This window comes from Pararhizobium sp. A13 (assembly GCF_040126305.1).
In the GTDB taxonomy this organism is placed as follows: domain Bacteria; phylum Pseudomonadota; class Alphaproteobacteria; order Rhizobiales; family Rhizobiaceae; genus Pararhizobium.
Genome location: NZ_CP149510.1, coordinates 2,976,688 through 3,002,731 on the forward strand (window position 1 = coordinate 2,976,688; position 26,044 = coordinate 3,002,731).

General features: G+C 59.1%; 31 protein-coding genes. 26 read left to right on the top strand and 5 right to left on the bottom strand.

The window, feature by feature from the left end:
* Nucleotides 1-16 precede the first annotated feature (16 nt).
* Together WI754_RS14695 and WI754_RS14700 are read left to right on the top strand one after the other, a co-directional pair.
* Nucleotides 17-673, top strand: coding sequence for a biotin biosynthesis protein BioC (locus tag WI754_RS14695; RefSeq protein ID WP_349434197.1), 657 nt, complete (start codon nucleotides 17-19; stop codon nucleotides 671-673).
* Nucleotides 674-948: 275 nt separating this feature from the next.
* The gene (locus WI754_RS14700; protein WP_349434198.1) at nucleotides 949-2,493 is read left to right on the top strand and encodes a peptidoglycan DD-metalloendopeptidase family protein; all 1,545 of its coding nucleotides are present in this window, start codon (nucleotides 949-951) and stop codon (nucleotides 2,491-2,493) included.
* A gap of 62 nt (nucleotides 2,494-2,555) precedes the next feature.
* Here the strand turns inward: WI754_RS14700 and WI754_RS14705 are convergent, their stop codons facing one another.
* Nucleotides 2,556-3,428, bottom strand: coding sequence for an ATP-binding protein (locus WI754_RS14705; protein ID WP_349434199.1), 873 nt, complete (start codon nucleotides 3,426-3,428; stop codon nucleotides 2,556-2,558).
* 243 nt (nucleotides 3,429-3,671) lie between these two features.
* Here WI754_RS14705 and yajC point away from each other — a divergent pair, with 243 nt between their 5' ends.
* The 5 genes from yajC to WI754_RS14730 all read left to right on the top strand — a co-directional run bounded on the left by yajC (nucleotide 3,672) and on the right by WI754_RS14730 (nucleotide 8,463).
* Entirely contained in the window at nucleotides 3,672-4,007 is a 336-nt protein-coding gene (gene yajC, locus WI754_RS14710; protein WP_037123840.1) for a preprotein translocase subunit YajC, read from the top strand.
* Between the two features lie 60 nt (nucleotides 4,008-4,067).
* On the top strand, nucleotides 4,068-6,629 hold the full coding sequence (secDF, locus tag WI754_RS14715; RefSeq protein ID WP_349434200.1) for a protein translocase subunit SecDF: 2,562 nt from the start codon (nucleotides 4,068-4,070) through the stop codon (nucleotides 6,627-6,629).
* A gap of 2 nt (nucleotides 6,630-6,631) precedes the next feature.
* Complete coding sequence (locus WI754_RS14720; protein ID WP_349434202.1) at nucleotides 6,632-7,018, top strand: Mth938-like domain-containing protein; 387 nt, start codon at nucleotides 6,632-6,634, stop codon at nucleotides 7,016-7,018.
* A gap of 3 nt (nucleotides 7,019-7,021) precedes the next feature.
* The gene (locus tag WI754_RS14725; protein WP_349434203.1) at nucleotides 7,022-7,897 is read left to right on the top strand and encodes a phytoene/squalene synthase family protein; all 876 of its coding nucleotides are present in this window, start codon (nucleotides 7,022-7,024) and stop codon (nucleotides 7,895-7,897) included.
* A gap of 125 nt (nucleotides 7,898-8,022) precedes the next feature.
* Nucleotides 8,023-8,463 (top strand): hypothetical protein, encoded by a 441-nt coding sequence (locus tag WI754_RS14730; RefSeq protein ID WP_349434204.1) that lies wholly within the window; start codon nucleotides 8,023-8,025, stop codon nucleotides 8,461-8,463.
* On the opposite strand, the gene trmFO is transcribed toward WI754_RS14730, so the two are convergent.
* The 4 genes from trmFO to WI754_RS14750 all read right to left on the bottom strand — a co-directional run bounded on the left by trmFO (nucleotide 8,441) and on the right by WI754_RS14750 (nucleotide 11,626).
* Nucleotides 8,441-9,874: a methylenetetrahydrofolate--tRNA-(uracil(54)-C(5))-methyltransferase (FADH(2)-oxidizing) TrmFO gene (trmFO, locus tag WI754_RS14735; protein WP_349434207.1), complete on the bottom strand. Its 1,434-nt coding sequence runs from the start codon at nucleotides 9,872-9,874 to the stop codon at nucleotides 8,441-8,443. The two genes, WI754_RS14730 and trmFO, sit on opposite strands and share 23 nt — an antisense overlap.
* Nucleotides 9,875-10,002: 128 nt before the next feature.
* Nucleotides 10,003-10,146 carry a DUF1127 domain-containing protein gene (locus tag WI754_RS14740; protein ID WP_081927849.1) on the bottom strand — a complete coding sequence of 48 codons (144 nt, stop codon included), beginning with the start codon at nucleotides 10,144-10,146 and terminating at the stop codon, nucleotides 10,003-10,005.
* Nucleotides 10,147-10,651: 505 nt separating this feature from the next.
* Nucleotides 10,652-10,795 carry a DUF1127 domain-containing protein gene (locus WI754_RS14745; protein ID WP_349434208.1) on the bottom strand — a complete coding sequence of 48 codons (144 nt, stop codon included), beginning with the start codon at nucleotides 10,793-10,795 and terminating at the stop codon, nucleotides 10,652-10,654.
* A 660-nt stretch (nucleotides 10,796-11,455) separates the two neighbouring features.
* A complete protein-coding gene (locus WI754_RS14750; RefSeq protein ID WP_349434211.1) occupies nucleotides 11,456-11,626 on the bottom strand; it encodes a hypothetical protein in 171 nt (56 codons plus the stop codon).
* Between the two features lie 175 nt (nucleotides 11,627-11,801).
* Between WI754_RS14750 and WI754_RS14755 the strand changes: the two genes are divergently transcribed.
* From WI754_RS14755 to WI754_RS14845, 19 genes are all read left to right on the top strand, one after another.
* Nucleotides 11,802-12,908, top strand: coding sequence for a DUF2157 domain-containing protein (locus WI754_RS14755; RefSeq protein ID WP_349434212.1), 1,107 nt, complete (start codon nucleotides 11,802-11,804; stop codon nucleotides 12,906-12,908).
* Nucleotide 12,909: 1 nt separating this feature from the next.
* Nucleotides 12,910-13,485, top strand: a complete 576-nt coding sequence (locus tag WI754_RS14760) for a GDYXXLXY domain-containing protein (protein WP_349434214.1) — start codon at nucleotides 12,910-12,912, stop codon at nucleotides 13,483-13,485.
* A gap of 366 nt (nucleotides 13,486-13,851) precedes the next feature.
* Nucleotides 13,852-13,986, top strand: coding sequence for a hypothetical protein (locus WI754_RS14765; protein ID WP_349434215.1), 135 nt, complete (start codon nucleotides 13,852-13,854; stop codon nucleotides 13,984-13,986).
* A 136-nt stretch (nucleotides 13,987-14,122) separates the two neighbouring features.
* Nucleotides 14,123-16,606 carry a DNA-directed RNA polymerase gene (locus tag WI754_RS14770; RefSeq protein ID WP_349434216.1) on the top strand — a complete coding sequence of 828 codons (2,484 nt, stop codon included), beginning with the start codon at nucleotides 14,123-14,125 and terminating at the stop codon, nucleotides 16,604-16,606.
* 73 nt (nucleotides 16,607-16,679) lie between these two features.
* The gene (locus tag WI754_RS14775) at nucleotides 16,680-16,922 is read left to right on the top strand and encodes a hypothetical protein (protein ID WP_349434217.1); all 243 of its coding nucleotides are present in this window, start codon (nucleotides 16,680-16,682) and stop codon (nucleotides 16,920-16,922) included.
* Nucleotides 16,923-16,979: 57 nt separating this feature from the next.
* Entirely contained in the window at nucleotides 16,980-17,210 is a 231-nt protein-coding gene (locus WI754_RS14780) for a hypothetical protein (protein ID WP_349434218.1), read from the top strand.
* Nucleotides 17,211-17,214: 4 nt separating this feature from the next.
* A complete protein-coding gene (locus tag WI754_RS14785; protein ID WP_349434219.1) occupies nucleotides 17,215-17,493 on the top strand; it encodes a hypothetical protein in 279 nt (92 codons plus the stop codon).
* The gene (locus WI754_RS14790) at nucleotides 17,483-17,746 is read left to right on the top strand and encodes a hypothetical protein (RefSeq protein WP_349434220.1); all 264 of its coding nucleotides are present in this window, start codon (nucleotides 17,483-17,485) and stop codon (nucleotides 17,744-17,746) included. Before WI754_RS14785 ends, WI754_RS14790 begins: the two co-directional genes overlap by 11 nt.
* A gap of 16 nt (nucleotides 17,747-17,762) precedes the next feature.
* Nucleotides 17,763-18,359, top strand: a complete 597-nt coding sequence (locus WI754_RS14795) for a hypothetical protein (RefSeq protein WP_349434221.1) — start codon at nucleotides 17,763-17,765, stop codon at nucleotides 18,357-18,359.
* 28 nt (nucleotides 18,360-18,387) lie between these two features.
* Nucleotides 18,388-18,738 (top strand): hypothetical protein, encoded by a 351-nt coding sequence (locus tag WI754_RS14800; RefSeq protein WP_349434222.1) that lies wholly within the window; start codon nucleotides 18,388-18,390, stop codon nucleotides 18,736-18,738.
* Complete coding sequence (locus WI754_RS14805; RefSeq protein ID WP_349434223.1) at nucleotides 18,731-19,213, top strand: hypothetical protein; 483 nt, start codon at nucleotides 18,731-18,733, stop codon at nucleotides 19,211-19,213. The genes WI754_RS14800 and WI754_RS14805 overlap by 8 nt, the downstream gene beginning before the upstream one ends.
* Nucleotides 19,210-20,898, top strand: a complete 1,689-nt coding sequence (locus tag WI754_RS14810) for a DnaB-like helicase C-terminal domain-containing protein (RefSeq protein ID WP_349434224.1) — start codon at nucleotides 19,210-19,212, stop codon at nucleotides 20,896-20,898. Before WI754_RS14805 ends, WI754_RS14810 begins: the two co-directional genes overlap by 4 nt.
* Nucleotides 20,898-21,059, top strand: a complete 162-nt coding sequence (locus WI754_RS14815; protein ID WP_349434225.1) for a hypothetical protein — start codon at nucleotides 20,898-20,900, stop codon at nucleotides 21,057-21,059. Before WI754_RS14810 ends, WI754_RS14815 begins: the two co-directional genes overlap by 1 nt.
* Before the next feature lie 374 nt (nucleotides 21,060-21,433).
* Entirely contained in the window at nucleotides 21,434-21,667 is a 234-nt protein-coding gene (locus WI754_RS14820; protein ID WP_349434227.1) for a helix-turn-helix domain-containing protein, read from the top strand.
* A gap of 118 nt (nucleotides 21,668-21,785) precedes the next feature.
* Nucleotides 21,786-22,124 (top strand): hypothetical protein, encoded by a 339-nt coding sequence (locus tag WI754_RS14825; protein WP_349434229.1) that lies wholly within the window; start codon nucleotides 21,786-21,788, stop codon nucleotides 22,122-22,124.
* 435 nt (nucleotides 22,125-22,559) lie between these two features.
* A complete protein-coding gene (locus WI754_RS14830) occupies nucleotides 22,560-24,581 on the top strand; it encodes a DNA polymerase (protein ID WP_349434230.1) in 2,022 nt (673 codons plus the stop codon).
* A gap of 53 nt (nucleotides 24,582-24,634) precedes the next feature.
* Nucleotides 24,635-24,838 carry a hypothetical protein gene (locus tag WI754_RS14835; RefSeq protein WP_349434231.1) on the top strand — a complete coding sequence of 68 codons (204 nt, stop codon included), beginning with the start codon at nucleotides 24,635-24,637 and terminating at the stop codon, nucleotides 24,836-24,838.
* Nucleotides 24,835-25,644 carry a hypothetical protein gene (locus WI754_RS14840; RefSeq protein WP_349434232.1) on the top strand — a complete coding sequence of 270 codons (810 nt, stop codon included), beginning with the start codon at nucleotides 24,835-24,837 and terminating at the stop codon, nucleotides 25,642-25,644. Before WI754_RS14835 ends, WI754_RS14840 begins: the two co-directional genes overlap by 4 nt.
* Entirely contained in the window at nucleotides 25,626-25,859 is a 234-nt protein-coding gene (locus WI754_RS14845; RefSeq protein ID WP_349434233.1) for a hypothetical protein, read from the top strand. Before WI754_RS14840 ends, WI754_RS14845 begins: the two co-directional genes overlap by 19 nt.
* Nucleotides 25,860-26,044: the final 185 nt, after the last annotated feature.

The following is a 26,044-nucleotide window of genomic DNA, read 5'->3' on the forward strand; positions in this document are numbered from 1 at the left end:
ACGCAGGAGACGGCAGATGCAGATCGCGAACAGATTGACCTCGACAGGCACCGGTGATGGCCTGAGCAACCTTGCCGGCCGCGCCGCTGCCCAGGGACCTTCGGCTAACCGCGAAGAGGGCAACGCGACTGTCTCCCTCGGCGGTGGCTATGATCCATCTTCGCGTGTTTCCCTGTCGGCAGAGGCGCTTCTGTTTCTCGGGCGGACGAAGCGTGCTCAGGAAAAATATCCGGCCCTGACGAAGGACGAGTGGAGTAACAAGCTTTCTCCGCAGCTCGCCGCCCGCGAATATCAGGCCTTCGGGAAATTTAGCGAAACCGGTGACTACAAGGCCTATTACCGCGCCTTCATCGAGTATTACGACAACCTCCGTCCGGAGGACCAAAACAGCCTTCGTTATTTCGGAACGCGCGATGCGGCGATCGCCGGAGCGCGGTCGGTTGAATATAGCGACGAGAGTGGTGACGAAAGCGGCGCAACCTTTCAAACGCTCGTCAGCGTGCTGCTCGATACAGACAAGTCTCAATCCGAGTTCGCGACTTTCCAGGACGCAGGCAGCATGACCACTGGCGAGATGTTCGGCTGGGATGCCGGCACGATCAGCTATGAGGATGTCTCGCAGACGCGCGGCGCTCTTTCCGAGATCGAGAAGTTCTACCAGGAAAACTTCTGAGCCTGCCGACAGAGCATTGCAGGTCGATGGCCGTGCAGGATACGTAATCCTGTCTCATGTCTGGAAATGTGCCGGGATGGACGGCCGCGCCGCAGTTGTTTCTTGCTATCCACCGGTTTGATTGGCGCCGACACCCGATATCTTCGGTGCCTGCCGCCAATCATGGTTATCAATTCATCAAAAACCATCGTCCATGCCGCCGGTTTTAACCGCGCGGTAACTCTAATGCGCTTTAATCATCCTACACTGAGTTGTGTTCCAAGTGGGTAAGCGTCATGCGTATTAGAGTTTCGTCGAGTGCAGGAAAGTCCGTCGTTCGCCTTGTTGCGGCGGTGTTGCTGGCAAGTGCCGCAACGGGTTGCAGCTCGGATGCAACCCGCTTTGGAGGGCTCTTCTCCAGGTCTGATAATTTCACGACGAATTCGATCGCCAGCAGCAATGTTCCGATCCCGCGCAGTGACGTCCAAGGCGACGGCGTGGCGGTCGTGCCTGCGGTCGCAGGCGAGAATCGTGACCAAGCCATGAGCCAGCCGTTCCCGGATCCGGTCAATACCGCAACGACACCGGTTTCCCGCGCTCGGGAAGCGTCGACGCCGATCAACGTTCAGCGTGTTGCACTCGCTGATCCGGCAGCCAAGGCCCGCGATACTTCGCTGACGCAGCCTTTCCCGGCCGTCCGCGAAACCGCGAAGGCCGAACAGAAGATCAAGGCTGATCCGGTAACCACCAGTACGACGAAGGGTGGCTGGTCGACGACGAATGCGCCGGCGGTGCTTCTGCGTCAGGGCGATACCGTCGCGACATTGTCCAAGCGGTTTGGTGTTCCTGAAAAGGAAATCCTCAAGGCAAACGGCCTGAAGTCCGGCGCCGACGCAGAGCCCGGCCAGCGCATCCTTATCCCGACTTATGGGGTGGCCGGAAGTGCGGCAAAGGCGGCGGCTTCGGATGCCGCGGCAAGCCTCGATGTCGACAAGCAGAAGAACATTCCGCTGCAGCCGGACAATCGCGACGTCGCGATCCTGCCGGGCCAGACGCAGTCCCGCGAAAAAGGTGTCAACCGCACCGATATGGCTGCCGGTAAACAGCCGGTCGCCGGCGAAGGCGGCAAGGGTGGAACCTATACCGTCAAGGCGGGTGATTCCCTGAACCGGATCGCCAAGGCCAACGGCGTCTCGGTCGAGGAACTGCGCAAAGCCAATGGTTTGACCACCGCTGCGATCCGCATCGGCCAGACCTTGAAGGTTCCGGGTGCCAACACATCGGCTCCGGACCAGGTGGTTACTGCCTCGGTCCCCGGCAAGAAGGTTGATGCCAAGCCGGATACGAAGCTGGCCAAAGTCGAGGAAGCAAAGCCCGCCGAGTATACGCCGCCGGTCGCCAAGGAATCGGTCACCGAAGTGGCATCCAAGGATGACGGCTCGGAGTCCTCGCCGAAGGCAACGGGCATCAGTAAGTACCGCTGGCCGGTTCGCGGTCAGGTGATCGCCGGATATGGCGCCAATGTCGAAGGCAACCGCAACGACGGCATCAATATCTCGGTGCCAGAAGGCACACCGATCAAGGCGGCTGAAAACGGCGTCGTCATCTACTCCGGCAGCAGCCTTAAGGAACTGGGCAACGCCGTCCTGGTTCGCCACGACGACGGTACGGTTACCGTTTATGGCAATGCGTCGGAACTGAAGGTGCAGCGCGGCCAGAAAATCCAGCGCGGCCAGACGCTCGCAGCATCGGGCATGAGCGGCACGGCAACCCAGCCGCAGGTGCACTTCGAGGTGCGCAAGAACGCCAGCGCCGTCAACCCGGCAACGTTCCTGGAATAGTCGCTTCGCAGCCAGCCAAATCAGCAAAAGAAAAGCCCCACAACGGGGCTTTTCTTTTGCGTTCAGACCAGATCGATCTTTTTCTTCAAGCGACCGGCCAGATCCTGGATGTACTGCCAGGCGACGCGGCCCGAACGGGCGCCGCGTGTGGTGCTCCATTCCAACGCCTCGGCATGCAACGTGGCGGGGTCGGTTTTCAGCCCAAAATAGGCGGCATAGCTGTCGATCATGGCCAGATAGTCTTCCTGGCTGCATTTGTAGAAACCGAGCCAAAGGCCGAAGCGATCGGAGAGCGAAACCTTTTCCTCGACGGCTTCCGACGGGTTGATCGCGGTCGACTGCTCGTTTTCCATCATATGGCGTGGGAGAAGATGCCGGCGGTTGGACGTTGCATAGAGCAGCACATTGGCCGGACGGCCCTCGATTCCGCCGTCCAGCACAGCCTTCAGCGATTTGTAGGACGTGTCGTCGTGATCGAAGGAAAGGTCATCGCAGAAAACGATGACCGGCACCGGCGACGTCTTCAGAATTTCCATCAGGACCGGCAGCGTTGAGATGTCTTCGCGATGCACCTCCACCAGTTTCAGGCGAATGCCGCTATCCCGCGCCACACTCGCATGAACTGCCTTGACGAGCGAAGACTTGCCCATGCCGCGTGCGCCCCAGAGCAGTACGTTGTTTGCCGGGAATCCTTCCGCAAATCTCAGCGTATTGTCGAACAGGATATCGCGGACATGATCGACGCCGCGGATCAGAGCGAGATCGACCCGGTTCGGTCTGACGACTGGCTGGAGATGCAAGCGCTGGGGAGTCCAGACGAAACATTCCGCCACGCCCCAGTCGTTGGCGGCAGGGGCGGGCCCCGCGACCCGTTCGAGGGCTGCCGACAGTTTTTGCATTTCGGTGATCAGAAGGTCGATTTTCGTATCCTGCATCAAAAAGCCTCCCGAAACAGGGCAACAGGTTGTGCCGCTAGGCCAAGCGTTCGGTAGCATAGCTGTCCTAACGGTAAAAGGCGTGAAATCGGCTAGAAAGAGCTTCTCCTCCGGCGGATTTCCTGTATGAGGCTGAAGACAGAAGCCGTTGGTCCGTTGTTGCATTCACATGGGCTATTCCTATATTCCGGCGATCCGAATCATGGGCGATCCGCCCGCAAAACCGCATTCAAGGAGTGATTGATGTTCATTACCGAGGCATTCGCCCAGACGGCACCCGGCGCAGGCACAGGCGGCGCTGATATCCTGATGTCGATCCTGCCGTTCCTGCTGATCTTCGTCGTAATGTATTTCCTGATCATCCGCCCGCAGCGCGCAAACATGAAGCGCCGCGAGGAACTGCTGAAGAACATTCGCCGCGGCGACCAGATCGTCACCGGCGGCGGTATTGTCGGCAAGGTGACGAAGGTCATCGACGACAACGAACTCGAAGTTGAAATTGCTGACGGCGTGAAGATTCGTGTGGTACGCAGTGGTGTATCCGAAGTCCGTGTGAAGGGCGAACCCGTCAAGGAGTAAGCTCGCAGGGAGGCCGGATCCGCACCGGTCACCTTGTAACGACACATCTTCGAGAGCTTCATGCCGTATTTTTCCCGCTGGAAAACCATTATCGTCTGGCTCGTCGTGCTGCTCAGCATCGTGGTGGCTCTGCCGAATGCGGTCTCGAACGCGACGCTGGATGGATTGCCAAGCTGGGTGCCGAAAAAGCAGCTGATGCTCGGTCTCGATCTCCAGGGCGGATCCCAGATCACCCTGAAGGTCGAGCGGGAAGATGTGGTGAGGACGCGCCTCGAGGCGGTCATCGACGTGATCGGAGTGCGGCTTCGGTCAGCGGGTATCGCCTATTCCGGTCTTTCCGGCACAGGCCAGGATATTCAGCTACGCCTTCGCAACCCGGCTCAGCTTGAAGCCGCGCGAGCGGCCCTGAAGCCCCTGACGGATCCGATAAAGATCGGCGGCATTACGAAGGATGCGATTAGCGAAGTGACGATAGGCGGCTCGCCGGATGGTTCCATGAGTGCTGCCATTTCCGACGAAGGCATTGCCGACCGCATCTCCGCCACAGCCGATGCCGCTATCGCCGTGCTGCATCGCCGGTTGGCGGATCTCGGTTCCGAGCAGCCGAAAATCCGCAGACAAGGCGCCGATCGCATCATTGTCCAGATTCCCGGCCGCTACGATCCGGAACAGGTCAAATATATCCTGAGCCAGGCGGGCGCGCTCTCGTTTCGAAGCATCGACATGTCGATGGCGGTCCAGGACGCAGTCAACGGCCAGCCGCCGTTCAATTCGGAAATTCTCTACTCCGCCGACGACCCGCCGATCGGCTATCTCGTTCGCAAGCAGTCTATCATTTCAAATCAGGATATCGTCGAGGCCAAATCGGCGATCAACGCGCAATCCGGCAATCCTGTCGTCAACCTGCGTCTTGGCCCTGACGGTACGGTCAGGTTTGCAAAGGCGACGGCGGATACGGCTGGTGCGACGATTGCCGTGGTTCTTGATGGGGCGGTGATCGCCACCCCGCTGGTGCGCAAAGCGATTGCCGACGGCACCGTACAGTTGTCGGCCGAAATGAGTCCGGAAGGCGCCGACGATCTGGCCCTGCTTCTGCGCGCCGGGGCCTTGCCGAGCCCGCTGACCGTGGTTGAGGAGCGCTCGATCGGGGCAGGGCGCGGCGCGGATTCGATCCATTCCATTCTGGTCGCCGGCGCGATCGGCGCCGTCCTCGTCATCCTTTTCATGCTGGGGTTCTATGGCTTCTTCGGCGCGGTCGCGAGCCTGGCCGTGGCTTTCAACGTCGTCATGATCGTTGCCGTGCTATCCGCGACCGGATTGGCGCTGACCTTGCCCGGCATTGCCGGGATCGTGCTGACAATCGGCATGGCGGTCGATTCCAACGTGTTGATCTACGAGCGCATCCGGGAAGAGGTTCGCCACGGCAAAACGTTGCGTGAGGCCCTGGATTTCGGCTTCGCGCGTGCGTTCGCCGCCATCGTCGACGCCAATATTACCACGCTGATCGCCGCCATCATCCTGCTTTTCCTCGGAGCCGGTCCGGTTCGCGGTTTTGCCGTTACGCTTGCGATCGGTATCGTCACAACCCTCTTCACCGCCTTCACTCTGACGCGTGTTATCCTGGACGTATGGCTGCACCGGCGCCAGCCGACGCAACTGCCGGATGGCATTCGCACCGGTGTGTTCGACGGCGCAGCGTTCCGGTTCATGGCAATCCGAAACTACGTCTTTTCGCTGACGGCATTGTTGTCTGTCATCAGCATGCTTCTGTTTGGCGCCATGGGCATCAATCTCGGCATCGACTTTGCCGGTGGTTCGGTGATCGAATTGAAGGCGCGCCAAGGCAATGCCGACATCGAGGATATTCGCGCGCGACTGGATGAACTCAACCTCGGCGAGATCACGGTCAAACCATTCGGTTCGCCGCAGGATGTCGTCGTCCGCGTTCACTCCCGCGAGGGCGGCGAGAATGCCGAGCAGACATCGGTGATCCTCGTCCGAGGCGAGCTTGAAGACGCCTATGAATTCCGCCGCGTCGAAGTCGTCGGTCCCTCGGTCTCCGGTGACCTGACGACGGCGGCGACGATCGGCGTCCTCGCCTCGCTTCTGGCGATTCTTCTCTATATCTGGGTCCGGTTCGAATGGCAGTTTGCCGCTGGCGCGATCGTCGCCACGCTGCACGACGTGCTTTTGACTATCGGTCTCTTTGTCGTCACCGGAATGGAATTCAACCTGACGAGCATCGCGGCGCTCCTCACCATTGTCGGTTATTCGCTGAACGACACTGTGGTCGTCTATGACCGGGTTCGCGAGAACCTGAAGCGTTATCCGCGCATGCCGTTGCCGATCCTGATCGATACCTCGATCAACCAGACCTTGTCGCGAACAGTTCTGACGGGTGCGACCACCATGCTGGCGTTGGCTGCGCTATCGATTTTCGGCGGCGAGGCGATCCAGCCCTTCGCCTTCGTCATGCTCTTCGGCGTTGCCATCGGTACGTTCTCCTCGATCTATGTTGCCGGCCCTGTCCTCATTCTCTTCAGGCTGAGACACGGCGCACCGGGCAGCGATTCCGAAAAGACCGGTGGCGCGGGCATGCATCCGGCAAAAGGAGCGCAGTAGTCATGCGCAGACCGATAGAAATCCGCAACGCACATTTCCCCGGACGGGCACCGATAGAGAGCTACGGCAACGGCGGCTTTCGCTTCGCCGATATGTCCCATCGCGGCTCGCTGCTGATGCTGCCCTCGGGCATCTATGGTTGGGGCATGGTGGAAGGTGATCCGCTGACGGCGGAAAATTTCCAGCGGGTTTTCGACGAAGCCGCGGATATCGAGGTGCTGCTGGTCGGAACCGGCAAGGATATCAGGCCAATACCGGCGGCGCTGAAGGCGCTGTTCAAGGAACATGGGATATCGACCGACCCGATGAGCACGGGGGCTGCCATTCGCACCTACAATATCATGCTTGCCGAATCGCGTGCTGTCGCTGCCGCCTTCATTGCCGTTTGACCAATGACGCCTCCCAAAAATCCAATTCCGGCTTCCACGGCTCTCTACGATTTCAGTCTGACGGCACTGCGCGACAGCGACCGCGATCGCTATCTTGCCTGTCTGCTGTCGCCGCAGGACAAGCGCGGTCCGCTTTCCGCCCTCTATGCCTTCCATGCTGAGATCGCCCGCGTCCGGGATGTCGCACGTGAGCCGCTGCCGGGAGAAATCCGCCTGCAGTGGTGGCGCGACCTGCTCAGCGATCCGAGCGGCACGAGCGGCGAGGGGAACCCGTTGGCCGAAGCACTGCTTGGCTGCATCCGGGACAACAAGCTGCCCGTCGCTGTGCTGCAGGACATGATCGATGCCCGCATCTTCGATCTTTATGACGATCCGATGGAAAGCCGCTCGTCGCTTGAGGGGTATGCGGGCGAGACTGCCTCGGCGGTGATCCAGCTTGCGAGCCTGATTCTCGACCCTGCCCATGCCCAGCAATCGGCGTCTGCGGCAGGCCATGCTGGTGTTGCGCAGACGATTGCGGGAGTGCTGCTGCTTTTGCCGTTGCACCGCCGCCGCGGCCAGGTCTATTTCCCCGAGGAACTGCTGGCCGCCACGGGGCTGGATCGCGATGCTTTCCTGGCTGGCACGGATGAGGACGCGGTTACGCGGGCAATTCGGGCATTTTCCGGCCTCGGCCGCGATCATCTCGCCAAGGCGCGGACCGACGCGAAAGAGATTTCCTCGGCCAACCGGTTTGCCTTCATCACGCTGGCGCTGGCCGAACCGGTTTTCGACCGCGCCGAGCGGGCCGGTTCGAAACTCTTTGAACAGTCGATTGTGCCGTCTCAATGGCGCCGGCAGTGGTGGATGTGGAAAGCCGCCCGCAGCGGCAGGTGGTAAGCCGGCGACGTTTTTTATATTCGTAAATGCTGTTTTGAAAAGCCGGCGGCACATTGGCGCAAGCTTCGTCTTCTAGGGTCGTGGCTGTGTTAATGTCGCAACCGGCACGAAAAGGAGTCGGCACAATGATCTGGCCGATCGTCATCCTCTGCATTCTGCTCGCGGGTATCTTCTACATGCGGATGAAGGAGCGCGCCGACAGGGACAGACGGGAGCCGGATGCGGGGTCGGCCATCCTCGATTTCGGGCGGGCATTTCCCGATGAGGCCATCCGGGCCATCCACGCGACTGCGGATGAGAAGGCCTATTTCGTCCGCCTTCATGACGGCAAAGCCGGTTTCATGGCCTCGCACGGAACCCATTTCGTTTGCCACCTGATCGAGGCGGGCAATGTGAATGTCAGCAATGCACCAAGCGGCCGCGGCCTGAAAGTGCATTTCGCCGACTTTGCCCATCTCGACGGTGTCTACGAGTTCATCAGCCCGGCAGTGGCAGCCGAGGTTTCCCTCTGGCTGCTTGGCAGTTTCAGTCCGCAGTCCGACTTTAGAGCCGTTCAGGCCAATTAACCGCCGCCCCCAACCAGGCTGCGCAGTCGTCAAGCGCTCGCGCTGCGACGAGTTGTTTCTTCATCACCGTCTTGTCCTTGCCGCGGAAGCGCTTGACGCCTTCGGGTTTGGTGATCGCGCCCGGCTCAAGCAGCGGAAACAGGCCGAAATTGATGTTCATCGGCTGGAACGAGCGTTTGCCTGGCTCGTCATCGGAGACGATGTGACCGCCGGTGATGTGGTTGAGAAGCGAGCCGAAGGCTGTCGTCGCCGGCGGCAATGGCAGTGGTTCACCCTTGCGTTCGGCCGCGGCGAACCGGCCGGCAAGCAGACCGATGCTGGCGCTTTCGACATAGCCTTCACAGCCGGTGATCTGGCCTGCAAACCGCAGTCCCGGCCGCGATTTCAACGTCAGCGATGGATCGAGCAGCACCGGCGAATTGATGTAGGTGTTGCGATGCAGGCCGCCGAGACGGGCGAACTCTGCGTTCTCTAGGCCCGGAATCATCCGGATGACTTCAGCCTGCGCCCCGTATTTCAGTTTCGTCTGGAAGCCAACCATGTTGTAGAGCGTGCCAAGCGCATTGTCCTGGCGCAGTTGCACCACCGCATAGGGCTTCACGGTCGGATTATGGGCGTTGGTTAGGCCCATCGGCTTCATCGGGCCATGCCGGAGCGTCTCGCGGCCGCGCTCGGCCATAACTTCGATCGGCAAGCAGCCGTCGAAATAGGGCGTGCCTTCCCATTCCTTGAAGCCGGTCTTGTCGCCGGCGATCAGCGCTTCGACAAAGGCATTGTACTGCTCTTCGTTCATCGGGCAGTTGATATAATCCTTGCCCGTGCCACCTGGCCCGACCTTGTCGTAGCGCGACTGGAACCAGCAGACATCCATGTTGATGCTGTCGGTATGGATGATCGGGGCGATGGCATCGAAGAAGGCGAGCGCATCGGCGCCGGTTTCGGCCTGGATGGCGCTGGCGAGCGAGGGCGCCGTCAGCGGTCCGGTGGCGATGATCGCGAGATCCCATTCCCTCGGCGGCAGGCCGGACACTTCTTCGCGCACGACGGTGATCAGCGGATGGCTTTCGACCGCCTTCGTCACGGCATGCGAGAAGCCGTCGCGGTCAACGGCGAGAGCGCCGCCGGCCGGGACCTGGTTTTTGTCGGCAGCCGACATGATCAGCGATCCGGCAAGGCGCATTTCAGCGTGCAGCACGCCGACGGCATTGCTGGTGGCATCGTCCGAGCGGAAGGAGTTGGAGCAAACCAGTTCGGCCAGGCTATCGGTCTTGTGAGCGTCCGTGCCGCGCACGCCGCGCATTTCGTGAAGAATAACCGGGATGCCGGCCTCGGCAACTTGCCAGGCGGCCTCCGATCCGGCGAGGCCGCCGCCGACGATATGAATGGGGTAGTAGGAAGATGTGTCTGTCATGCGCCGTTATTTAGAGCAAGGCGGGCGCGAAGGGAACCTGTTCTGCATGACGAGACGTCAGCGAGACCCCGGAATCAAAAACGGCACCCCGTGGTGCCGTTTTTAGTCCCTCGACATGTCCCGTCCGATTAACGGAAGGAACGCGAAGCGATGTTGCGAATGTCGAAGCGGGTGATGCCGATGTCCGTCAGGGCGTGGTTGGACAGGTTGCCGAGTTCGGCAACGGTACGGCGGTAGTTGATCCAGCTTTTTGCGATACGAATCGGGTTCATGATCTTTTCCTTGAGAAACAAATGAGCAGTGCAGTGATTTGCCTGCTTCGTTGGGATCTATGTACGCCTTTCACGGGAAAAGATGGAGTGCAAAGAAAATGCATCTGCTATGCATTTGTGCACTGCGTTGCTGTTTCACTAAGCATTCTGGGTGTGTGCTGAAAAAGAAGCCATAGGTTAATGGCGCCCCGTATCGCGACGGATTTCAATTTAACGATTTGTTTTTTTATGATTTTTTTGATTCGGCTGCGTCAGCAGCGTCGCTGCGTCGCGAATTGTTCGGTCCTCGAAACTCGATCACATCCGATGCCAGGAAAATGGGCATGCAATAAATGCTGCACTGCAGCAGCGGCATGCAGGGGTCGCGTGCCGAGCGTCTACGGATACCCGCTGAGGCCTATGATGGCTAGGCGAAATTCAGGCGAAAAAAAACGCCCGCCGGACTGAACCGGAGGGCGTTTGGCAGTTGCGCATCAGGCCGGAAAAGCCGGCCGGCTGCGGAGAATTACCTGACTGCCTGGCGGGCAACGTACTGGATGTCGCCGCGGCCGATGCCGAGGTCGTTCAGTTCGCGGTCGCTCATGCGGCCGAGTTCGTTGCAGGTCTGACGGTACTTGCGCCAATTATTGAACGAGCGAGCAATGTTCATGATGCTGGTCCTTTCCAAGGTTCCTGCCAGCACCATCTGCTGGCCTTCATCTGATGGTTGGAATATACGCTGCCGGCCCCTGAAATTACAGAGACAATGCTGCATCGCACCCATGCGCGAATTGCAATCCTCTTTGAGGGATTGGCCACGGTTTGACCAAATTCTGTGCGAGCGCGTGAGCGCTAAAAGAGGATGTGCTGATGCTCGGGAGGAGGAGAACGTAAAAACAACGCCCGCCGGGGGAGGAGGTCCAGCGGGCGTTGCTTGTTCTGATCGGCAACTGGGAGGAGGAGAGTTACCGATCCCATCGGGGCGCGCTGGGAGGAGGAGTGCGCTGCTCCGAAGTTGTCCTTAACATAAATCGGACTGTCGGAAATGGGTAGGGCCAATGGCGAATAGCACCTATGTCAGGCGCGCATGCCTGGCTCGTTCTTGCGACATGCTCATGCCGAATATTTCGGCATCTGCAACTTCACTATTCTTCAAGGCACCGGAATATAATGATTTTTTGGTTTCCGAAATGAATAACGCCCGCTGGGGGAGGAGGTCCAGCGGGCGTCATTTACAGTGACAGGCAACTTGGGAGGAGGAGTGTTGCCCGCCTGATCGGAGCGACGCTGGGAGGAGGAGTGCGCCACTCCGAATTCTATGAAGCGAACCTCATTCGATCCGCCTGGCCTTTTCCACTTCTGAGCGGAAGCGGCTGGCCTTGCCGCTGACGGCCCCGATCAGCTTGCGTTGATCTCGTTCCGTCTTCTTGAGTTCAATATAGGACGACACGGGCGATTTGTGCAGTGCAATATCATCATGGATGATATGCGGATTCTGCAAGGCCGTTCGTTCGCCTTATGCCATCTGAGATTCGCGCGAAAATCTTTACGTCGCGTTAACGATGATCATCCGTTTCCGGCTGCCCCGAGGCCTCGCGTCGTTCGCCAGACTGCTCAACTATGATTTGCCGGCGCCTATGATATGTGTAGCGGGCGAGGCGCAAGGAGGGCGGGCTATGTACCGGGGGCGGATCGAGAAGGACTTCAACATCTGGGTCTCGAAGGGAATGCTCAGCGCCGATACGGCAAAGGCAATGCTTGCCGAATATGATTCACGCGAGACGGCTTTCAGTCCGGGCAGGGTTCTCTTGGTCCTGGCGGCGGTCCTTGTGTCGGCTGCCATACTTCTACTGGTCGCGGCCAATTGGGAGGCGATTCCCCGCCTTGTCCGCGTCGGCGGCATCGTCGTCCTCATCTGGGCCTTCTATCTGTCGGCTGCCTTGTGCCTGGGGCGCGGTTGGCGCGGCATGGGTGCCGCCTTTCTTGTTTTGGGAACCATGACTTTCGGCGGCGCGATCGCGCTAGTCGGGCAGATGTATCATTTGTCCGGCGACGCCGCCGACGCCCTGCTGGTCTGGTTCGCAGCCGCCTGTGTCGCGGCGCTTGCCTTCCGTTCGGCGGCTCTCTCGGTGATCTCAGGCTTTCTGGCCTGGGCCGTGTTCGGCCAGTTGCTGATGGACAATGACGCCAGCTTCGAGGGCAATGGCTATATCTATCTCATTCCGGGGCTGATCGTCGTCGTGATCGCGCTGGTTCGCTATACCAATGCCGGTGCGGCCCGGCATCTCGCCTATTTGCTTGCCTTGGCCTGGCTCGGCTGGCTCTATCTCGAGCTGCCGGAAATCTGGCTTGCCGCCGCTCTTTTCGGTCTTGGCCTGCTGGCGTTCCTGATTGTCAGCCTGCCTGCTTCGCCGCTCTTTCGCTTTGCCCGGGATGCTGGCGCTGCGCCCGCTTTCTACAGCTTCGCGCTGGCGATCCTGGGGCTCGCGGCCTTGCATACGGAGATCGATGGGCTTGGCCAGGAGGTCGCGATCGGGGCGACGACGCTCGGCGTCGCTTTGGGCGGCATTGCTATTGCCGGCCGGCTGAACGGCGCTGTCCGTTTCCTCGGCTACGCGGTCTTTGCCACCGAAACCCTCTATCTGGCCTTCGAAACGCTGGGCAGCATCCTCGGCACATCCGGTTTCTTCCTGATTTCCGGTGTCGTTGTCGGTCTGATCGCCTGGCTGGTGATCCGTCTGGAAAAGCGGCTCGGGGCGCAAACAGCAGGGGAAGGAGCGTAGTATGGGCAACAATCTTCGTCCTCTGATTGCGGCCATCATTGTGGCACTGCTGCAGACGGCTTTCCTCGGCTATATGATCGAAAGCCGCGCCTCGATCCTGCGCGACGGCGTCGATGTCGTGCTGAAGACCGTGCCGGTCGATCCACGCGATCTGCTGCGCGGCGACTATGTCATTCTCGCCTATGACATATCGAGTATTCCCGCTGAAAAGATCACCGGCGGCTTCCCCGGTGAGGCGACCGACGCGCAGATATCCGTGCGTCTGGAGAAACAGCCGGACGGTTTCTGGGGGGTATCGGAAGCATCTTTCGGTCCACTTGCGCCGAAAGACGGCAGCGTGATCGCGCGCAGCGCTCCATTCTACTTCTATCCGACGCCCGACGGTCCTCCATCCTCCTTGAATGTCGAATACGGCATCGAACGTTATTATGTGCCGGAAGGCGAGGGCAGGGTGCTGGAGGAGGCGCGCAACGCCAGCGCCCTCGCCGTGACCGCAAGCGTCTCCGGCGATGGCGGCATGCAGATCCGCTCGATCTCGATCGATGGAAAATCGCTCTATGAAGAGCCACTTTATTGATCTCAAACAGCAGGCTTGTCCGGCAAGTGACAAGAACACGACAAGAGCCGCATTTTTCCTTTGATCCGTTGCAAACGGGTGATATAGAGACGCCGCGCTCGGGAACGCCCTGAACCCGGCGCAGAATGTGTTGCGGCTCTTATCCGCGATTTCTTCTGTGCCGATGTGAGCAGGCGCTGCGGTTTTCTGAACGCGGGTATGGTGAAATTGGTAGACACGCCAGATTTAGGTTCACCTGTATTTTCCATTCGATAACGAAGCCAATAATCTCAGGAGCTTAGCAGTTTCTGGGATTTTTCCTTTGACAAATATCTACGTTATCGTAGAAGTCACGTTAACGGAGTGACATTCAAATAGGAGCTAAGCATGCCCGAAGTCCTTGTGTTTGCCCTGCAATTGCTGGGGTGGCTCGTGGTGACCCTGTCACTCCTGGGGATGACCTTGGTGCCATTGATGAAATTCGCAGAGGTTCTCTGGAAGCAACGGCAAGACCGCAGATGACGACGATAACGCAGGGAAACTGAGGTGTCTAAGACCTTGGTTTCCCTATTATTTTCTCTAAACGCCTCCGATAACGGAGGGATTACCCCTCCATACAGCACATACGAACAACTTCAGCGCCACCGATGAGGCCCGAATGACTGACCTATACCAGACCGAAATCGCCCTTGAGGAAGAAGCTCGGGGCTTGACCATCCAGAGGTTCCATAAAGATCACTTAAAGGGAACCTTAGAGGAAACCTTCAGTGAAACCTTTCTTGGTTCTCATCTCATTGGAAACTATCTCATTCCTTACACTCAGGGTATCTCTGAGTGGCTCAAGGCTTCGAATACAGGCAAGGCAGGAAGGCGCAGTCGAGCTGCTGTCTTGATCGAGAAAGTCGATCCGGCGCTCCTCGCCTTCCTGATGCTCAAAGCGATCCTCAACAAGGTTGGCGTCTACCACGAGGGCAAGCCTTGCTCGTTCACCGGCCTCACGATCTACGGCGGCGGTCTCATCCATGATGAGCTGCGGCTGCGTGAGTTCGACGCCGAGCACACCAAGCTGTCCCGTCGCATCCATGCCGACTTCAACAGCCGTGAACTCACCCGCGAGAAACGCGAGGAGTACATGCAGAAGACGTTCGCCAAGCACGACATGGAATGGTCTATCTGGTCCAAGACCGAGATGGTCCAAGTCGGTACGGCGCTCCTGGATGTCTTCCGAGCGGTGACCGGCGACATCGAGATCATCACCGAGGGTTCCGGCAAGGCCAAGCGAGACATCGTCCAACCGTCCCTGGGGCTCCTCCAGGCGGTCGAGATGACATCTGACCATTGCGAGGCGATGTTCACCACCTACTTCCCCACGGTGATCCCTCCGAAGCCCTGGTCCGCTGAGACCCTGGAGACGGGCGGCTATCACAGCCACCACGTCACGCCCTATCCCTTGGTGAAGGCGTCGAAGAAGACCTACCGCTCGATCCTCAAGGCTCGGGTGGCGGATGGCTCAGTGGATCGCGTCCTGCGTTCCATCAACGGCCTCCAGGAAACCAAGTGGGCGGTCAACGTCCGCGCCCTCGACGCAATCGAGGCGGTCTACGCTCGCAACATTCCGTGCGGCAAGCTCCCCCGAGCAGACCGAAAGGTTCCCGATCCGGCCCCGTTGTCCCTCGAAGGGCTCGACGCGGATCACCCCGACGTTAAGGCGTATCGCGTGTATTGCTTCGGCATCCACGAGAACAACCGCCGCATCATCGGCAAACGGGTCATGGCGCAACGCGCTTTCCACCTCGCCAGGAAGTTCTCGCAGTACGACGCGATCTACTTCCCCCACGATCTCGACAGCCGGGGCAGGGCATATCCCAAGCCCTCCGGTCTAAACCCTCAAGGACCCGACTATGTCAAAGGCATCCTTCACTTTGCAGAAGGCAAAACTCTCGGATCACGTGGTCTCTACTGGCTGGGTGTGCACGGTGCTAACTGTTTTGGGAAAGACAAGCTACCTCTGGACGAACGCGCGGACTGGGCAAAGGACAATACACAGCTCGCCCAATCTGTGGCCCGGAACCCACTTCAAGACCTCTCGTGGACACGATGTGATAACCCTGTCCAATTCCTTGCGTGGTGCTTCGAATGGGCGGAAGCCCACTCCCTCAAAGACCCAGCCTCGTATCGGTCGCGGCTCCATGTAGACCTCGACGCAACATGCTCGGGCCTCCAGCACTTCTCGGCCATGCTCCGGGACAAGGTCGGCGGCTTCCACGTCAACATGGTTCCCAACGATGTCCGCCAGGATGTCTACGGGGCAGTCGCGTCGGTCGCCCTGGAGATGATCCAGAACGAACCCGATGAGGAGAAGGTTGCCCTGGCGAAAGCATGGCTGGACTTCGGGATGACCCGCAGCACCACCAAGCGATCGGTCATGGTCAAGCCCTACGCCGGGACCCGCATGTCCTGTACCGGATACGTCTCCGAAGCCGTCGAGGAAGCCCTGAAAGACGGGGTCGCCCTGCCGGTTCCTCGGGAGATGATGTGGGAGTTCAAAATGTACGGCGCTGACAAGGTCTGGAAGGCTATCCCAAAGGTAGTCGTCGCAGCCGATGGTGCCATGCAGTGGCTTATGGCCGTGTCCCGCCTCGTCGGCCGGTCGCAGCCGAAGGAACGCCGTATCGAGTGGAACACACCGCTGGGCCTCCCGGTCCATCAGTACAAATTCGACACCCGCTCCCGCCGTATCGAGACCTTCTTCGATGGTGCCCGTATCCAACCGCGCATCACCGAGGACCTCGACACCCTCGATCCCCGACAGATGGCAACCTCGGTTGCCCCGTCGTTTGTCCATTCGCTCGACGCTTGCCACCTCCAGGCAACCGTCAGTGCCGCGATGGATGCAGGTATGGAACACTTCGCCGCTGTCCATGACAGCTTCGGGGTCCATGCTTGCGATGTCGAGCAGTTCACCCGGATCATCCGTGAAGCCTTCGTGCAGATGTACGAGGCGCACGATGTCCTGGCCGAGTTCCTCGAAACCGCCATGCCGCTGATTGCCGCCGACCTCCGCGAGGAGATACCGGCGATGCCAGCAAGGGGCTCCCTGGACCTCCGGGGAATCCTCGAAAATCAGTTCTTCTTTAGCTGATTATCTCCGTTATCGGAGGGATTACCCCTCCATACAGCACATACGAAACTCCCTCCAGATCGAAAGCGATCCCATGAATATCATTCGCATCCTCAAGGCTATCTACCGCCACTACACCACGCCGACCACGACCAAGGCCCTCGGCGGTCTCGATAAGTCCCTGAAGAAGCTCCGCGCAGCGTCGGCACAGCACAACCGTCGCCACCTCACGGCCAACCGGTTGATCGAGGCGTTTACCCTTGCCTCTGAGCAGGAAGCTGCCCAGCGCGACCGCGCCCTCCGTGTCTCCGAGCGTCTTGAAGACCTCGTCGCCTGATCCCTCCCTATACCGAACTTTTTTCAAATACCTCCGATAACGAAGGAAATACCCTACATGACGCCTACCTCCCAGATGCGCACGATCCGTTCCAACACCCGCTACGTTGAGGCTTCGGTCCACTACAACCGCCGCAAGTTCGACAAGAAGTTCGAGATCGTCGCCCGTCTCTATGACGACGCCCTGGAGGACCTCGGGGTCACCATTGGTGGCGAAGTCGTCCTGGATGTCCGCGAGGATCGCCACGACGCCCTCGAAGCCGTCCGCTTCTTCCGCAACCAGGGTTGATCCGATGAGAGCACGACGCTGCACTGGCTGTGGTGACCGGTTCTACGTGAACCCGGATGCACCCTCAGATACCTGCCAGGATTGCTCGGGGGATTTCGATCCCTCGGCGCAAGCCAAACAAGACGCCGAAAACATTGCCCGAGTGAATGACGCTCGGGTCCTGGGACGGCGCAAGCAGACGGTGGACCTCAACACCCTCCGTCAGGCCCAGGCCGAAGCAACCGCCGACGCCCAGGCCGAAGCCGGGAAGGCCACGAGGGGCAAGAAGGTCAATGACCAGTAAGCTGCCCTTCTACGTCATCCACCCGGATAACTCCTTCCATTTCACTGACTATCCCGACGACCTCGTAGACCTGATCTCCGAGCAGAACACCGTGGATACCGATCAGACCTTCACCGAAGCGCTCCGGGATGACTGGAGCGACGAGGACCTACGCCTTGAAGCCTTCGGACCGCATTTCACCGAAGAAACCCTCAAGGACACACTCGATCTCTGCGAAGCGGTCGAGGCAATGAACAAAGGCTACATTCTCTAAAATGGCAAATCTCGTAATGACATCCGCTCGGGGTGTCGCAGTTTATCCGGCGCTGAATCGTCCGGACACCAAATTCGATGAACTCGGTCAGTACAAAGCCGACGTGAAGCTGTCCGCCGAAGACGCGGCTCCGCTCATTTCGAAGATCCAGGCAGTCGCCAAGGAACACATGGGCAAGGTTATGCCCAAGGCCAAGAACTCGTGCTTCGAGGCTGTTCTGAATGACGAGGGAGAGGAAACGGGCGAAGTCCTGTTCAAAATCCGCGTCAAGAACAAGCTCCGCAAGTCCGATGGCAAGCTCTGGGACCGCCGACCGCTGATCATCGACGCCAAGAAGAATGACCTCCCGGTGGCTGTCGCCATTTGGGGCGGCACCACGATGCGGGTGCAATTCGAGGTCTACCCGTGGAACACGGGGGCCAAGAAGGGCCTCTCGCTTCAGCCAATCATGGTCCAGGTCATCGACCTCGTGACCGGTGGTGGCCGTGGTGACGCGAACGCCTTCGATGAAGAAGACGGTTATGAGGCTGAGGAGGAAGCTCCGGCCGACAAGAACGGCTTCGACAACGAAGACGATGATGCAACCCCTGACACGGGCAATGACGACTACTAATCGTTATCGCTCCGGTCTGGAGAGACAGGTGGCCCGTCAGCTTGAGCTGGCGGGTCGCTCTTTTGGGTTTGAAGAAGACAAAATCGACTACATCAAACCCGCCAAGAGGGCCAAGTACAACCCCGACTTCCACGTCCTGAAAAAGCGTGACGGCTCGAAAATGTACATCGAGAGCAAGGGCAGATTCCTCACCGAGGATCGCGCCAAGCATCTCCTCATCCGAGATCAACATCCCGAGTTGGACATCCGCTTCGTGTTCCAGAACGCGAACGCCAGGATCAGTAAGACCTCGTCAACGACCTACGCCAAGTGGTGTCGCGACAAGGACTTCAAGTTTTCCGACAAGGGCCAAATCCCCAAAGATTGGCTGAATGAGTAAAGACATCACGGGTCCAGACGAGCGCCCGACGATCCGAAAACTGATCGACAAATACATCCCTGTCCACACCCAGGACGCCGTTTGGCAGATGATCCGGGTTCATGAGGCGGAAGTTTACGACCTCCTGTACCGGCTCCATCAGCTCCAAGAGAACCACAACGCTCTCTGCAAGCACGTTGAGAAGCTCCACAAGGAAGTCTCCGACCGCGAGACCATCAGGGTCCCCCTGGGGAAATTCACGGTTGAGGGCGAGCGTATGATGATGGAGCCGAGCTTCGGCTTCCGAGCGATATGGCGGCCTGATCCTCTCCACTACGCGGTGATCCTACCGCATGACCCGCTGGACCCCCGCTTGTCCCCGGAAATCTTCCACGTCGTGGTTGACCAGTTCCGGGACCGTTTCGCCAAGGAAGCCGCCGAGAAGGTGACGGCCGAGTTCATCAAGCTCTACCACACCGTGGTGACCCGCCGATGAGCGAAGCGATCCAGACGCACCAACCGTGCGACGATTGCGGCTCCTCCGACGCCCTCACGATCTACCCCACGCACACCTATTGTTTCTCCTGCGAGACGAGGACCAACACAGATGCTTCAGACGATACACCCCGCACTGGTTCTTCCTCAGGCGGCACTTCTAGCCTTTACCGGTGCACCTACACCGCCCTGGCAAAGCGGAATATCACCGAAGAAACTGCCCGGTTCTGGTCATACGGACGGACTGACCTCCGAGGACAATCCATCCACTGCGCGAACTATCTGGACGAAAACCGCCAGACAGTAGCTCAGAAGCTCCGCTTCCCCGACAAGACCTTCCCCTGGACAAACCGAGCGGCCTTCAAGGGCCTCTACGGCCAGTGGCTATGGCGCGACGGCGGCAAGCAGGTGGTCATCACCGAGGGCGAAATCGACGCCCTGAGCGTCTCCCAGGTCCAGCAGAACAAATGGCCCGTGGTTTCCCTCGTGGACGGCGGCGGCAAGAACGCCGTGAAGCCCATCAAGGAAGCCTACGAGTGGCTCCAGAAGTTCGAAAAGATCATCCTGTTCTTCGACAATGACGAGAAAGGCCGACAGTCGGTCGAGATCGTCAAGCGAATGCTGCCGCTCGGCAAGGTCTACATCGCGTTTGCCCCAGAGGGCTACAAGGACGCGAACGACCTCCTGATGGCTGGCAAGGGCAAGCAGATCATCGACGCCATCTGGGGAGCCAAGCAGTATCGCCCTGAGGGCCTCGTGAGCGGCTCGGCTGTCCTCGACCGACTGCGCAAGCAGGAGAACGTGGTCGCCTTCCCATACCCCGATTTCATGGACGCCCTCAACTACAAGACCGGGGGCGGCATCCGCCTCGGGGAGCTGGACACCTGGACCTCCGGGACCGGCATGGGCAAGACCACGATCATCAAGGCCCTCCAGAACCACTTCTTCCACACGACGGACTTCAATCAGGCGCTCATCCACCTTGAGGAGCCCCTCGAAGACACCGGCAACGATCTCATCGCCTATGAGGTCGGCAAGCGTTTCCAGATCGATGACCCGGCCTACCGGGAAACCCTGGAATACAACGCCGCTGCTGAGAAGCTGTTCCTGGCAAAGGACGAGTTCGGAAACGACCGGTTGCAACTCTATGACGCCTTCGGGTCGATGGAGGACGACAGTCTCTACGAGATCATCCGGTACGCCGCCAAGGCGATGAACTGCAAGATCATCTGGCTCGACCACCTCTCGATCCTCGTGTCCGACATGGGCGACGGGGCAGGGACCGACGAGCGTAAGCGGATCGACAGCATCATGCACAACCTCAAGTCCCTGACGATTGAGCTGGGCATCTACATCGGCCTCATCTCGCACCTTAGGAAACCCCCAGGCAATGGCAAATCGTTCGAGCAGGGCGCTGTCCCATCTCTCGATGACCTTCGCGGTTCTGGCGGCATTAAGCAACTCTCCAATGGCGTCTTCGCCATCTCCAGAGACCAGCAAGCCACCGACCCCGAGGTACGCAATACTTCCACGGTTACCGTTCTCAAATGCCGTAAGACCGGCCGAACTGGAACCGCTGACTTCCTGACCTTCAGTGACGCCACCGGGCGCATTGAGAAGGGCAAAGACCCGGCACTCGCGGACAACAAGGGTGCCTTCAACGACGAAAGCAACGGAGAATACTGATGGACGAAGTGACCGTAACGATCTCCCAGAAGGAATATCTGAGCCTCTTGGATGACCGCAAGTGGCGGCAGTGCCTCGAAAGTGGCGGTGTCGATAACTGGAGCTACTATTCCGATAGCCTCCGCGAGGGCGGCTACTGGGATGAGGAGGAGGACGATTAATCACCCCCTTCTTGAACCCGGAATGCTCCTGGCCGAGCAATTTGATTTAGCCGGTCTCCATCGAGAAATCGATCAGGTGGTCATCCAGTTCAAACATCGGGACGCCATGTTCCAGTTTGACCGGCACCTGAAAGCGAACACCGACCATCACATGTTCGTGGCCTACCAGCACCCGCCCATAATGCAAATCGCTGGTATTCGCTGGAACCTCTCAGTACCCGCAACCAGTTGCTATGGACGATGAGGTCTTCCACCGCGCCGAGCGGTTGACCCTTGAGGCCACCGCCGAACCCAAACTGATCCCCCAATACACCGAAGCAATGAAACAAGCCCGAGCCCTTGAAGGTGCTCCGGGATGGAAAGGACGAACTAAAATGACCCAGGTAGAGAAAATCCTCAACCACATCCAGAAGAACGGCTCCATCACCCAGCGCGAGGCATACCTCGACTATGGCATCCAGAGCTTCCACCGCCGCCTCTCGGACATCCGCGAGATGGGCGTTCGGTTGCTCCCGGTCCAGAAGGTCCATCCGACTACCGGACAGGAATACACGCGCTACTTCATCGCTGGCTCGAAGGCCAACGGGAAGCCGGTGAAAGCTGCATGAAGATGGCGCTCGTTCTGATCGCCGTCGTCCTCGGGCTCACCGCCTGTGTCACCTATCAGCCGCCAGGGGAGAACCTCTGGCTGGCTATCCGCTAATCTCTCCAAACAGGAAATCCCCCATGCGCATTATCGCTTTCGCTCTCGCTGCCCTCATGATGACTGCCGGTGTCGCTGACGCTGCGTTCCGCTCCAGCGGCTTCCGGTCGAGCAGCTTCCGCTCCAGCTCCTATACCCGCTCGTACTCGGCCCCGCGCCCGATCTACCGGGCACCCGCGACGACCTACCGGAACACCACGGTGCACAACACCTATGTCCAGCAGAACTCCAGCGGCGGCGGCATGTTCAATTCGTTCATCGGTTCGTTTGGTGGCATCGCGGCCTACAATTGGCTGTTCGGTGAAGACGACAAGCCAGCGGAACAGCCGGCTACCCCCGCAGTGGCCCCCGAGGTGAAATAATGTGGCCCTTCCGCAAGCCCAAGAAACCCTCGCCGTCGCCGGTTCGGCCGGTACGCTCCTCGTACTCGTCTTCTGGCTACTCCGCATCTTCACCCTCCCGGCAATCCGACGACATGTATCTCCCGATGTACCTGACGTCCTTGGCGCATTCCGACCCGGCACCATCAACTCCTTCGTGCTCACCGGACTACTCCTCGTCTTCCTCGTACTCCTCGTCGGACTACTCGTCGTCCAGCTCCTGCGACTATTCCTCCTCCTCCAACTCGTATGACTGACCACACCAACGAGAATATCCCAAGTGATCTCAAGGTCTCCCGAAAGGGGGACCTTCTCATTTTTAAGACACGCACCGCGACCGTCCACCTGGACTTCCGTCGCCGTGACGAATTGATCGAAGCGATCCGCAGTCTTACCTAAGAATACCGGGGCAACCCATTGATAACTTTGATATTTGACATCGAGACCGATGGGTTCCTCGAAACGATGACCCGCGTCCACTCGCTTGTCATCCGCTGCGTCGAGACCGGTGAGGTCGGCACCTTTGCTGACCAGGACGGCTACCCGCCGATTGTCGAGGGCCTCAAGTGGCTCATGGAAGCCGACCGTATCGTCGGCCACAACATCATCAAGTTCGACCTTCCGGCCATCCAGAAGATTTACCCCTGGTTCGCCTACGATCCCGCCAAGGTCTTCGACACCCTGGTAGCGTCCCGCCTCATCTGGACCGCCATCGTGGATACCGACATGGGCAAGATCAGGGCAGGGAAGACAACCCTCCCTCCGAAGCTCGCCGGTCGCCACGGCCTGGAAGCCTGGGGCCACCGCCTCGGGAACTGGAAGGGCGACTACGCGAAGATGATGGAAGACCAGGGCCTCGACCCCTGGGCCTCCTGGTCCAAGGAAATGCAGGACTACTGCGAGCAGGACGTTGAAGTAAACGCCCAGCTTTACAAGCTCATCATCGACAAGAACTACTCAGAGCAAGCCCTTGAACTTGAACGTGAAATTGCGTTCATCATGGCTGAGATGGAGCGCACGGGCTTCGGCTTCGACATCGATGCCGCCGAGCGTCTCTATGTGGAACTGGCGGGGAAACGCGAGGAACTCTCGCAGTCCCTCCGCGATCTGTTCCAGCCCTGGTTCACCAAGGACGGTCCCGTCAAGGAACCGAAGAAGCCCCATAAGACCCTCGGGTACTGGGGCCACAAGGATGCCGATGGCGTCTGGACTGGATACCCGTTCCAGAAGATCAAGCTGACGATCTTCAACCCGAACAGCCGAGATCACATAGCCGACCGTCTCATGACGGAGCGCGGCTGGAAGCCTACCGAGATGACACCCGGTGGCAAGCCCAAAGTGGACGAAGATGTCCTCGGTGATCTCAAGTACCCCGAAGCCAAGGCTCTGACCGATTACATGACGCTCCAGAAGCGTATCGGACAGTTGGCCGAGGGGGACAATGCCTGGCTGAAAATGGTCAAGGCGAACGGTCGCATCCACGGCTCGATCAACCCCAACGGGGCGGTCACCGGACGTGCCACCCATAGCCACCCGAATGTCGGGCAGGTTCCCTCCGTGGGTGCCCTGTATGGCGCTGAGTGTCGCTCGCTGTTTGGCCCCAAGACGAAGAACCGGGTGCAACTCGGGTGCGACGTGTCGGGCCTGGAGCTGCGAATGCTCGGGCACTTCATGGCTCGTCACGACGGTGGCGCCTACGCCGACGAAGTCATCAACGGTGACGTTCACTCGACCAACGCGGCGGCTCTATTCGCGATGGACCCCGAGGAGTTCAAGCGGGGCCGCAAGTGCACCGATCCTATCCAGTCCATCACCGATCAGGTGAAGGAAGCCTACGACTGGTTGCGCAAGCTCCCGAAGGACAAGCAAGCGGAGAGCCTCGTCAAGAGCTTCTACGACAGCCTCCGGGACACCGCGAAGACCTTCATCTACGCCTTCCTATACGGCGCGGGTGACGGGAAGATTGGCTCGATTATCGGGCAGGGCCGCAAGGCCGGTGGGATGCTCAAGAAGAAGTTCTTCAAGCGCTTCCCAGCTCTGAAGAAACTGATCGATGGCGTCCAGGCAACGGCAGAAGCCAAGGGGTTCCTGAAGGGCCTCGACGGTCGCAGCTTGCATGTACGCTCGCCCCACTCCGCACTCAACACTCTGTTGCAGTCGGCCGGTGCCATCGTCTGTAAGCAGTGGATCGTGGAGTTCGAACGGCTCCTGGTCCAGCACAACCTGAAGCACCTCGTCGGCATCATGGCCTGGGTTCACGACGAACTCCAGATGTCGGTCGATCTGTCTCTTGTTACCTACGATAACGAAGGTAAGGCATCGTCAATCGTTGGCGATCTCTGCATCCAAGCCATTGAAAAGGCTGGAGAAGTTCTCGGCATTCGTGTGCCGCTCACTGGTGAATACAAAATCGGACTGAACTGGAAGGACTGCCACTAATGGCTAAGACCTCGAAAATGAAACAACGCTACGTGTGCCCTGGTTACCTGGGGATGTCTCGCGGCGACAACACGATCAACGCCATCATCTACGGCGATGACGATTGCTTCTACTTCTACCCGGTCACCGCCGCCCAGGCCGCAGCCATCGAGTGCTGGGCCGACTACGGGGACGAAGACGATCTCCGAGCGGTCCTCCCGGATGCCTCCGAGTACGACCTCGACATGTTCTATGCCGGTAAGGAAATCGTAGATTGAAAACACTCCTGATTGACGGCGACATGCTCGTCCACCGGTCCACCGTGGCCGTCGAAAAAGACACCCGGTTCCTCGACCGCTACCACATCCTGTTTTCGGACGCCGAGAGCGCCTGGAACGTGCTCATGGAAACCCTGGGTGAACTCCAGAACGCTGCCGACACCTCCGAGGTCCTGGTTACCTTCTCGGACCCCGAGGTGAACTTCCGCAAGGGTCTGGTCGGCGGGGACTACAAGTCTCACCGGGCCGGATCGCGCAAGCCGCTGGCCTACTGGGAAACCCGGAAGCGGGTCGAGGATAACTTCGCCACCACCGAGATGCCGACCCTGGAAGCCGACGATGTCATGGGCATCCTCATGACCCGGCATCCCGGCGACTACATCCTCTGGTCCCTCGACAAGGACCTCAAGCAAATCCCTGGGTTGCACCTTGTGGATGACGAGGTGATCCGGCGACCGCTCTCCGAGTGTGACCATTTCTTCTATCTCCAGACCCTCGCGGGGGATGTCACCGATGGTTACTCGGGGTGCCCTGGCGTCGGCGTGGCGGGTGCCGAGAGGGCTCTCCGGGAGGGCTCCAAGCTCGTCGCCTACCAGCACGAACTCAAGAGCGGCAAGCGCAAGGGCGAGGTGGAGACACGCTGGGAGGAAGTCCCGGCAGATACCCCCTGGGAGACCGTCGTGTCTCTCTACAAGAAAGCCGGTCTGGGTGAGGGGGACGCGCTCCTCAACGCCCGGATGGCGCGAATACTTCGTAATGAAGACTACGCTAATGGAGAAATCGTCCTTTGGACCCCCAACGCATAACCTCGGACGGCGGATCGTCCAGCTACTACGCGCTTCCCCCTGAAGCCAAAGAGCTTGGAGACCTGATTGAGTTCAAAGATATGGACTTCAATCTGGGAAACATCTTCAAGGCTTGTTACCGGCTCGGTGAGAAGAACGACCCGCTTTACGAGATCAACAAAATGGAGTGGTTTGTGGCGAGACTGAAGGCTCACTATCTCCGCAAGCAACGCTGACAAATCATTAAGGGGCTTCTTCGGAGGCCCCTTTCTGTATTGTCAAGTTTTAAATAATTACCCCTCCATACAGATAGATACGAAGAAAGTTTATGTCAAACATTCTGAACAGTAATCGTAGGTTACCTCAAGTAACTCAAGAACTCTTAGACTACCTCAGGAAATACTTCCCTTTAGAAGGTTTT

Bases quoted from the DNA above. Each gene is read 5' to 3' on its own strand.
- WI754_RS14695 (WP_349434197.1), top strand. From the start codon at position 17: ATGCAGATCGCGAACAGATTGACCTCGACAGGCACCGGTGATGGCCTG.
- WI754_RS14700 (WP_349434198.1), top strand. From the start codon at position 949: ATGCGTATTAGAGTTTCGTCGAGTGCAGGAAAGTCCGTCGTTCGCCTT.
- WI754_RS14705 (WP_349434199.1), bottom strand. From the start codon at position 3,428: ATGCAGGATACGAAAATCGACCTTCTGATCACCGAAATGCAAAAACTG.
- yajC (WP_037123840.1), top strand. From the start codon at position 3,672: ATGTTCATTACCGAGGCATTCGCCCAGACGGCACCCGGCGCAGGCACA.
- secDF (WP_349434200.1), top strand. From the start codon at position 4,068: ATGCCGTATTTTTCCCGCTGGAAAACCATTATCGTCTGGCTCGTCGTG.
- WI754_RS14720 (WP_349434202.1), top strand. From the start codon at position 6,632: ATGCGCAGACCGATAGAAATCCGCAACGCACATTTCCCCGGACGGGCA.
- WI754_RS14725 (WP_349434203.1), top strand. From the start codon at position 7,022: ATGACGCCTCCCAAAAATCCAATTCCGGCTTCCACGGCTCTCTACGAT.
- WI754_RS14730 (WP_349434204.1), top strand. From the start codon at position 8,023: ATGATCTGGCCGATCGTCATCCTCTGCATTCTGCTCGCGGGTATCTTC.
- trmFO (WP_349434207.1), bottom strand. From the start codon at position 9,874: ATGACAGACACATCTTCCTACTACCCCATTCATATCGTCGGCGGCGGC.
- WI754_RS14740 (WP_081927849.1), bottom strand. From the start codon at position 10,146: ATGAACCCGATTCGTATCGCAAAAAGCTGGATCAACTACCGCCGTACC.
- WI754_RS14745 (WP_349434208.1), bottom strand. From the start codon at position 10,795: ATGAACATTGCTCGCTCGTTCAATAATTGGCGCAAGTACCGTCAGACC.
- WI754_RS14755 (WP_349434212.1), top strand. From the start codon at position 11,802: ATGTACCGGGGGCGGATCGAGAAGGACTTCAACATCTGGGTCTCGAAG.
- WI754_RS14760 (WP_349434214.1), top strand. From the start codon at position 12,910: ATGGGCAACAATCTTCGTCCTCTGATTGCGGCCATCATTGTGGCACTG.
- WI754_RS14765 (WP_349434215.1), top strand. From the start codon at position 13,852: ATGCCCGAAGTCCTTGTGTTTGCCCTGCAATTGCTGGGGTGGCTCGTG.
- WI754_RS14770 (WP_349434216.1), top strand. From the start codon at position 14,123: ATGACTGACCTATACCAGACCGAAATCGCCCTTGAGGAAGAAGCTCGG.
- WI754_RS14775 (WP_349434217.1), top strand. From the start codon at position 16,680: ATGAATATCATTCGCATCCTCAAGGCTATCTACCGCCACTACACCACG.
- WI754_RS14780 (WP_349434218.1), top strand. From the start codon at position 16,980: ATGACGCCTACCTCCCAGATGCGCACGATCCGTTCCAACACCCGCTAC.
- WI754_RS14785 (WP_349434219.1), top strand. From the start codon at position 17,215: ATGAGAGCACGACGCTGCACTGGCTGTGGTGACCGGTTCTACGTGAAC.
- WI754_RS14790 (WP_349434220.1), top strand. From the start codon at position 17,483: ATGACCAGTAAGCTGCCCTTCTACGTCATCCACCCGGATAACTCCTTC.
- WI754_RS14795 (WP_349434221.1), top strand. From the start codon at position 17,763: ATGACATCCGCTCGGGGTGTCGCAGTTTATCCGGCGCTGAATCGTCCG.
- WI754_RS14805 (WP_349434223.1), top strand. From the start codon at position 18,731: ATGAGTAAAGACATCACGGGTCCAGACGAGCGCCCGACGATCCGAAAA.
- WI754_RS14810 (WP_349434224.1), top strand. From the start codon at position 19,210: ATGAGCGAAGCGATCCAGACGCACCAACCGTGCGACGATTGCGGCTCC.
- WI754_RS14815 (WP_349434225.1), top strand. From the start codon at position 20,898: ATGGACGAAGTGACCGTAACGATCTCCCAGAAGGAATATCTGAGCCTC.
- WI754_RS14820 (WP_349434227.1), top strand. From the start codon at position 21,434: ATGACCCAGGTAGAGAAAATCCTCAACCACATCCAGAAGAACGGCTCC.
- WI754_RS14825 (WP_349434229.1), top strand. From the start codon at position 21,786: ATGCGCATTATCGCTTTCGCTCTCGCTGCCCTCATGATGACTGCCGGT.
- WI754_RS14835 (WP_349434231.1), top strand. From the start codon at position 24,635: ATGTCTCGCGGCGACAACACGATCAACGCCATCATCTACGGCGATGAC.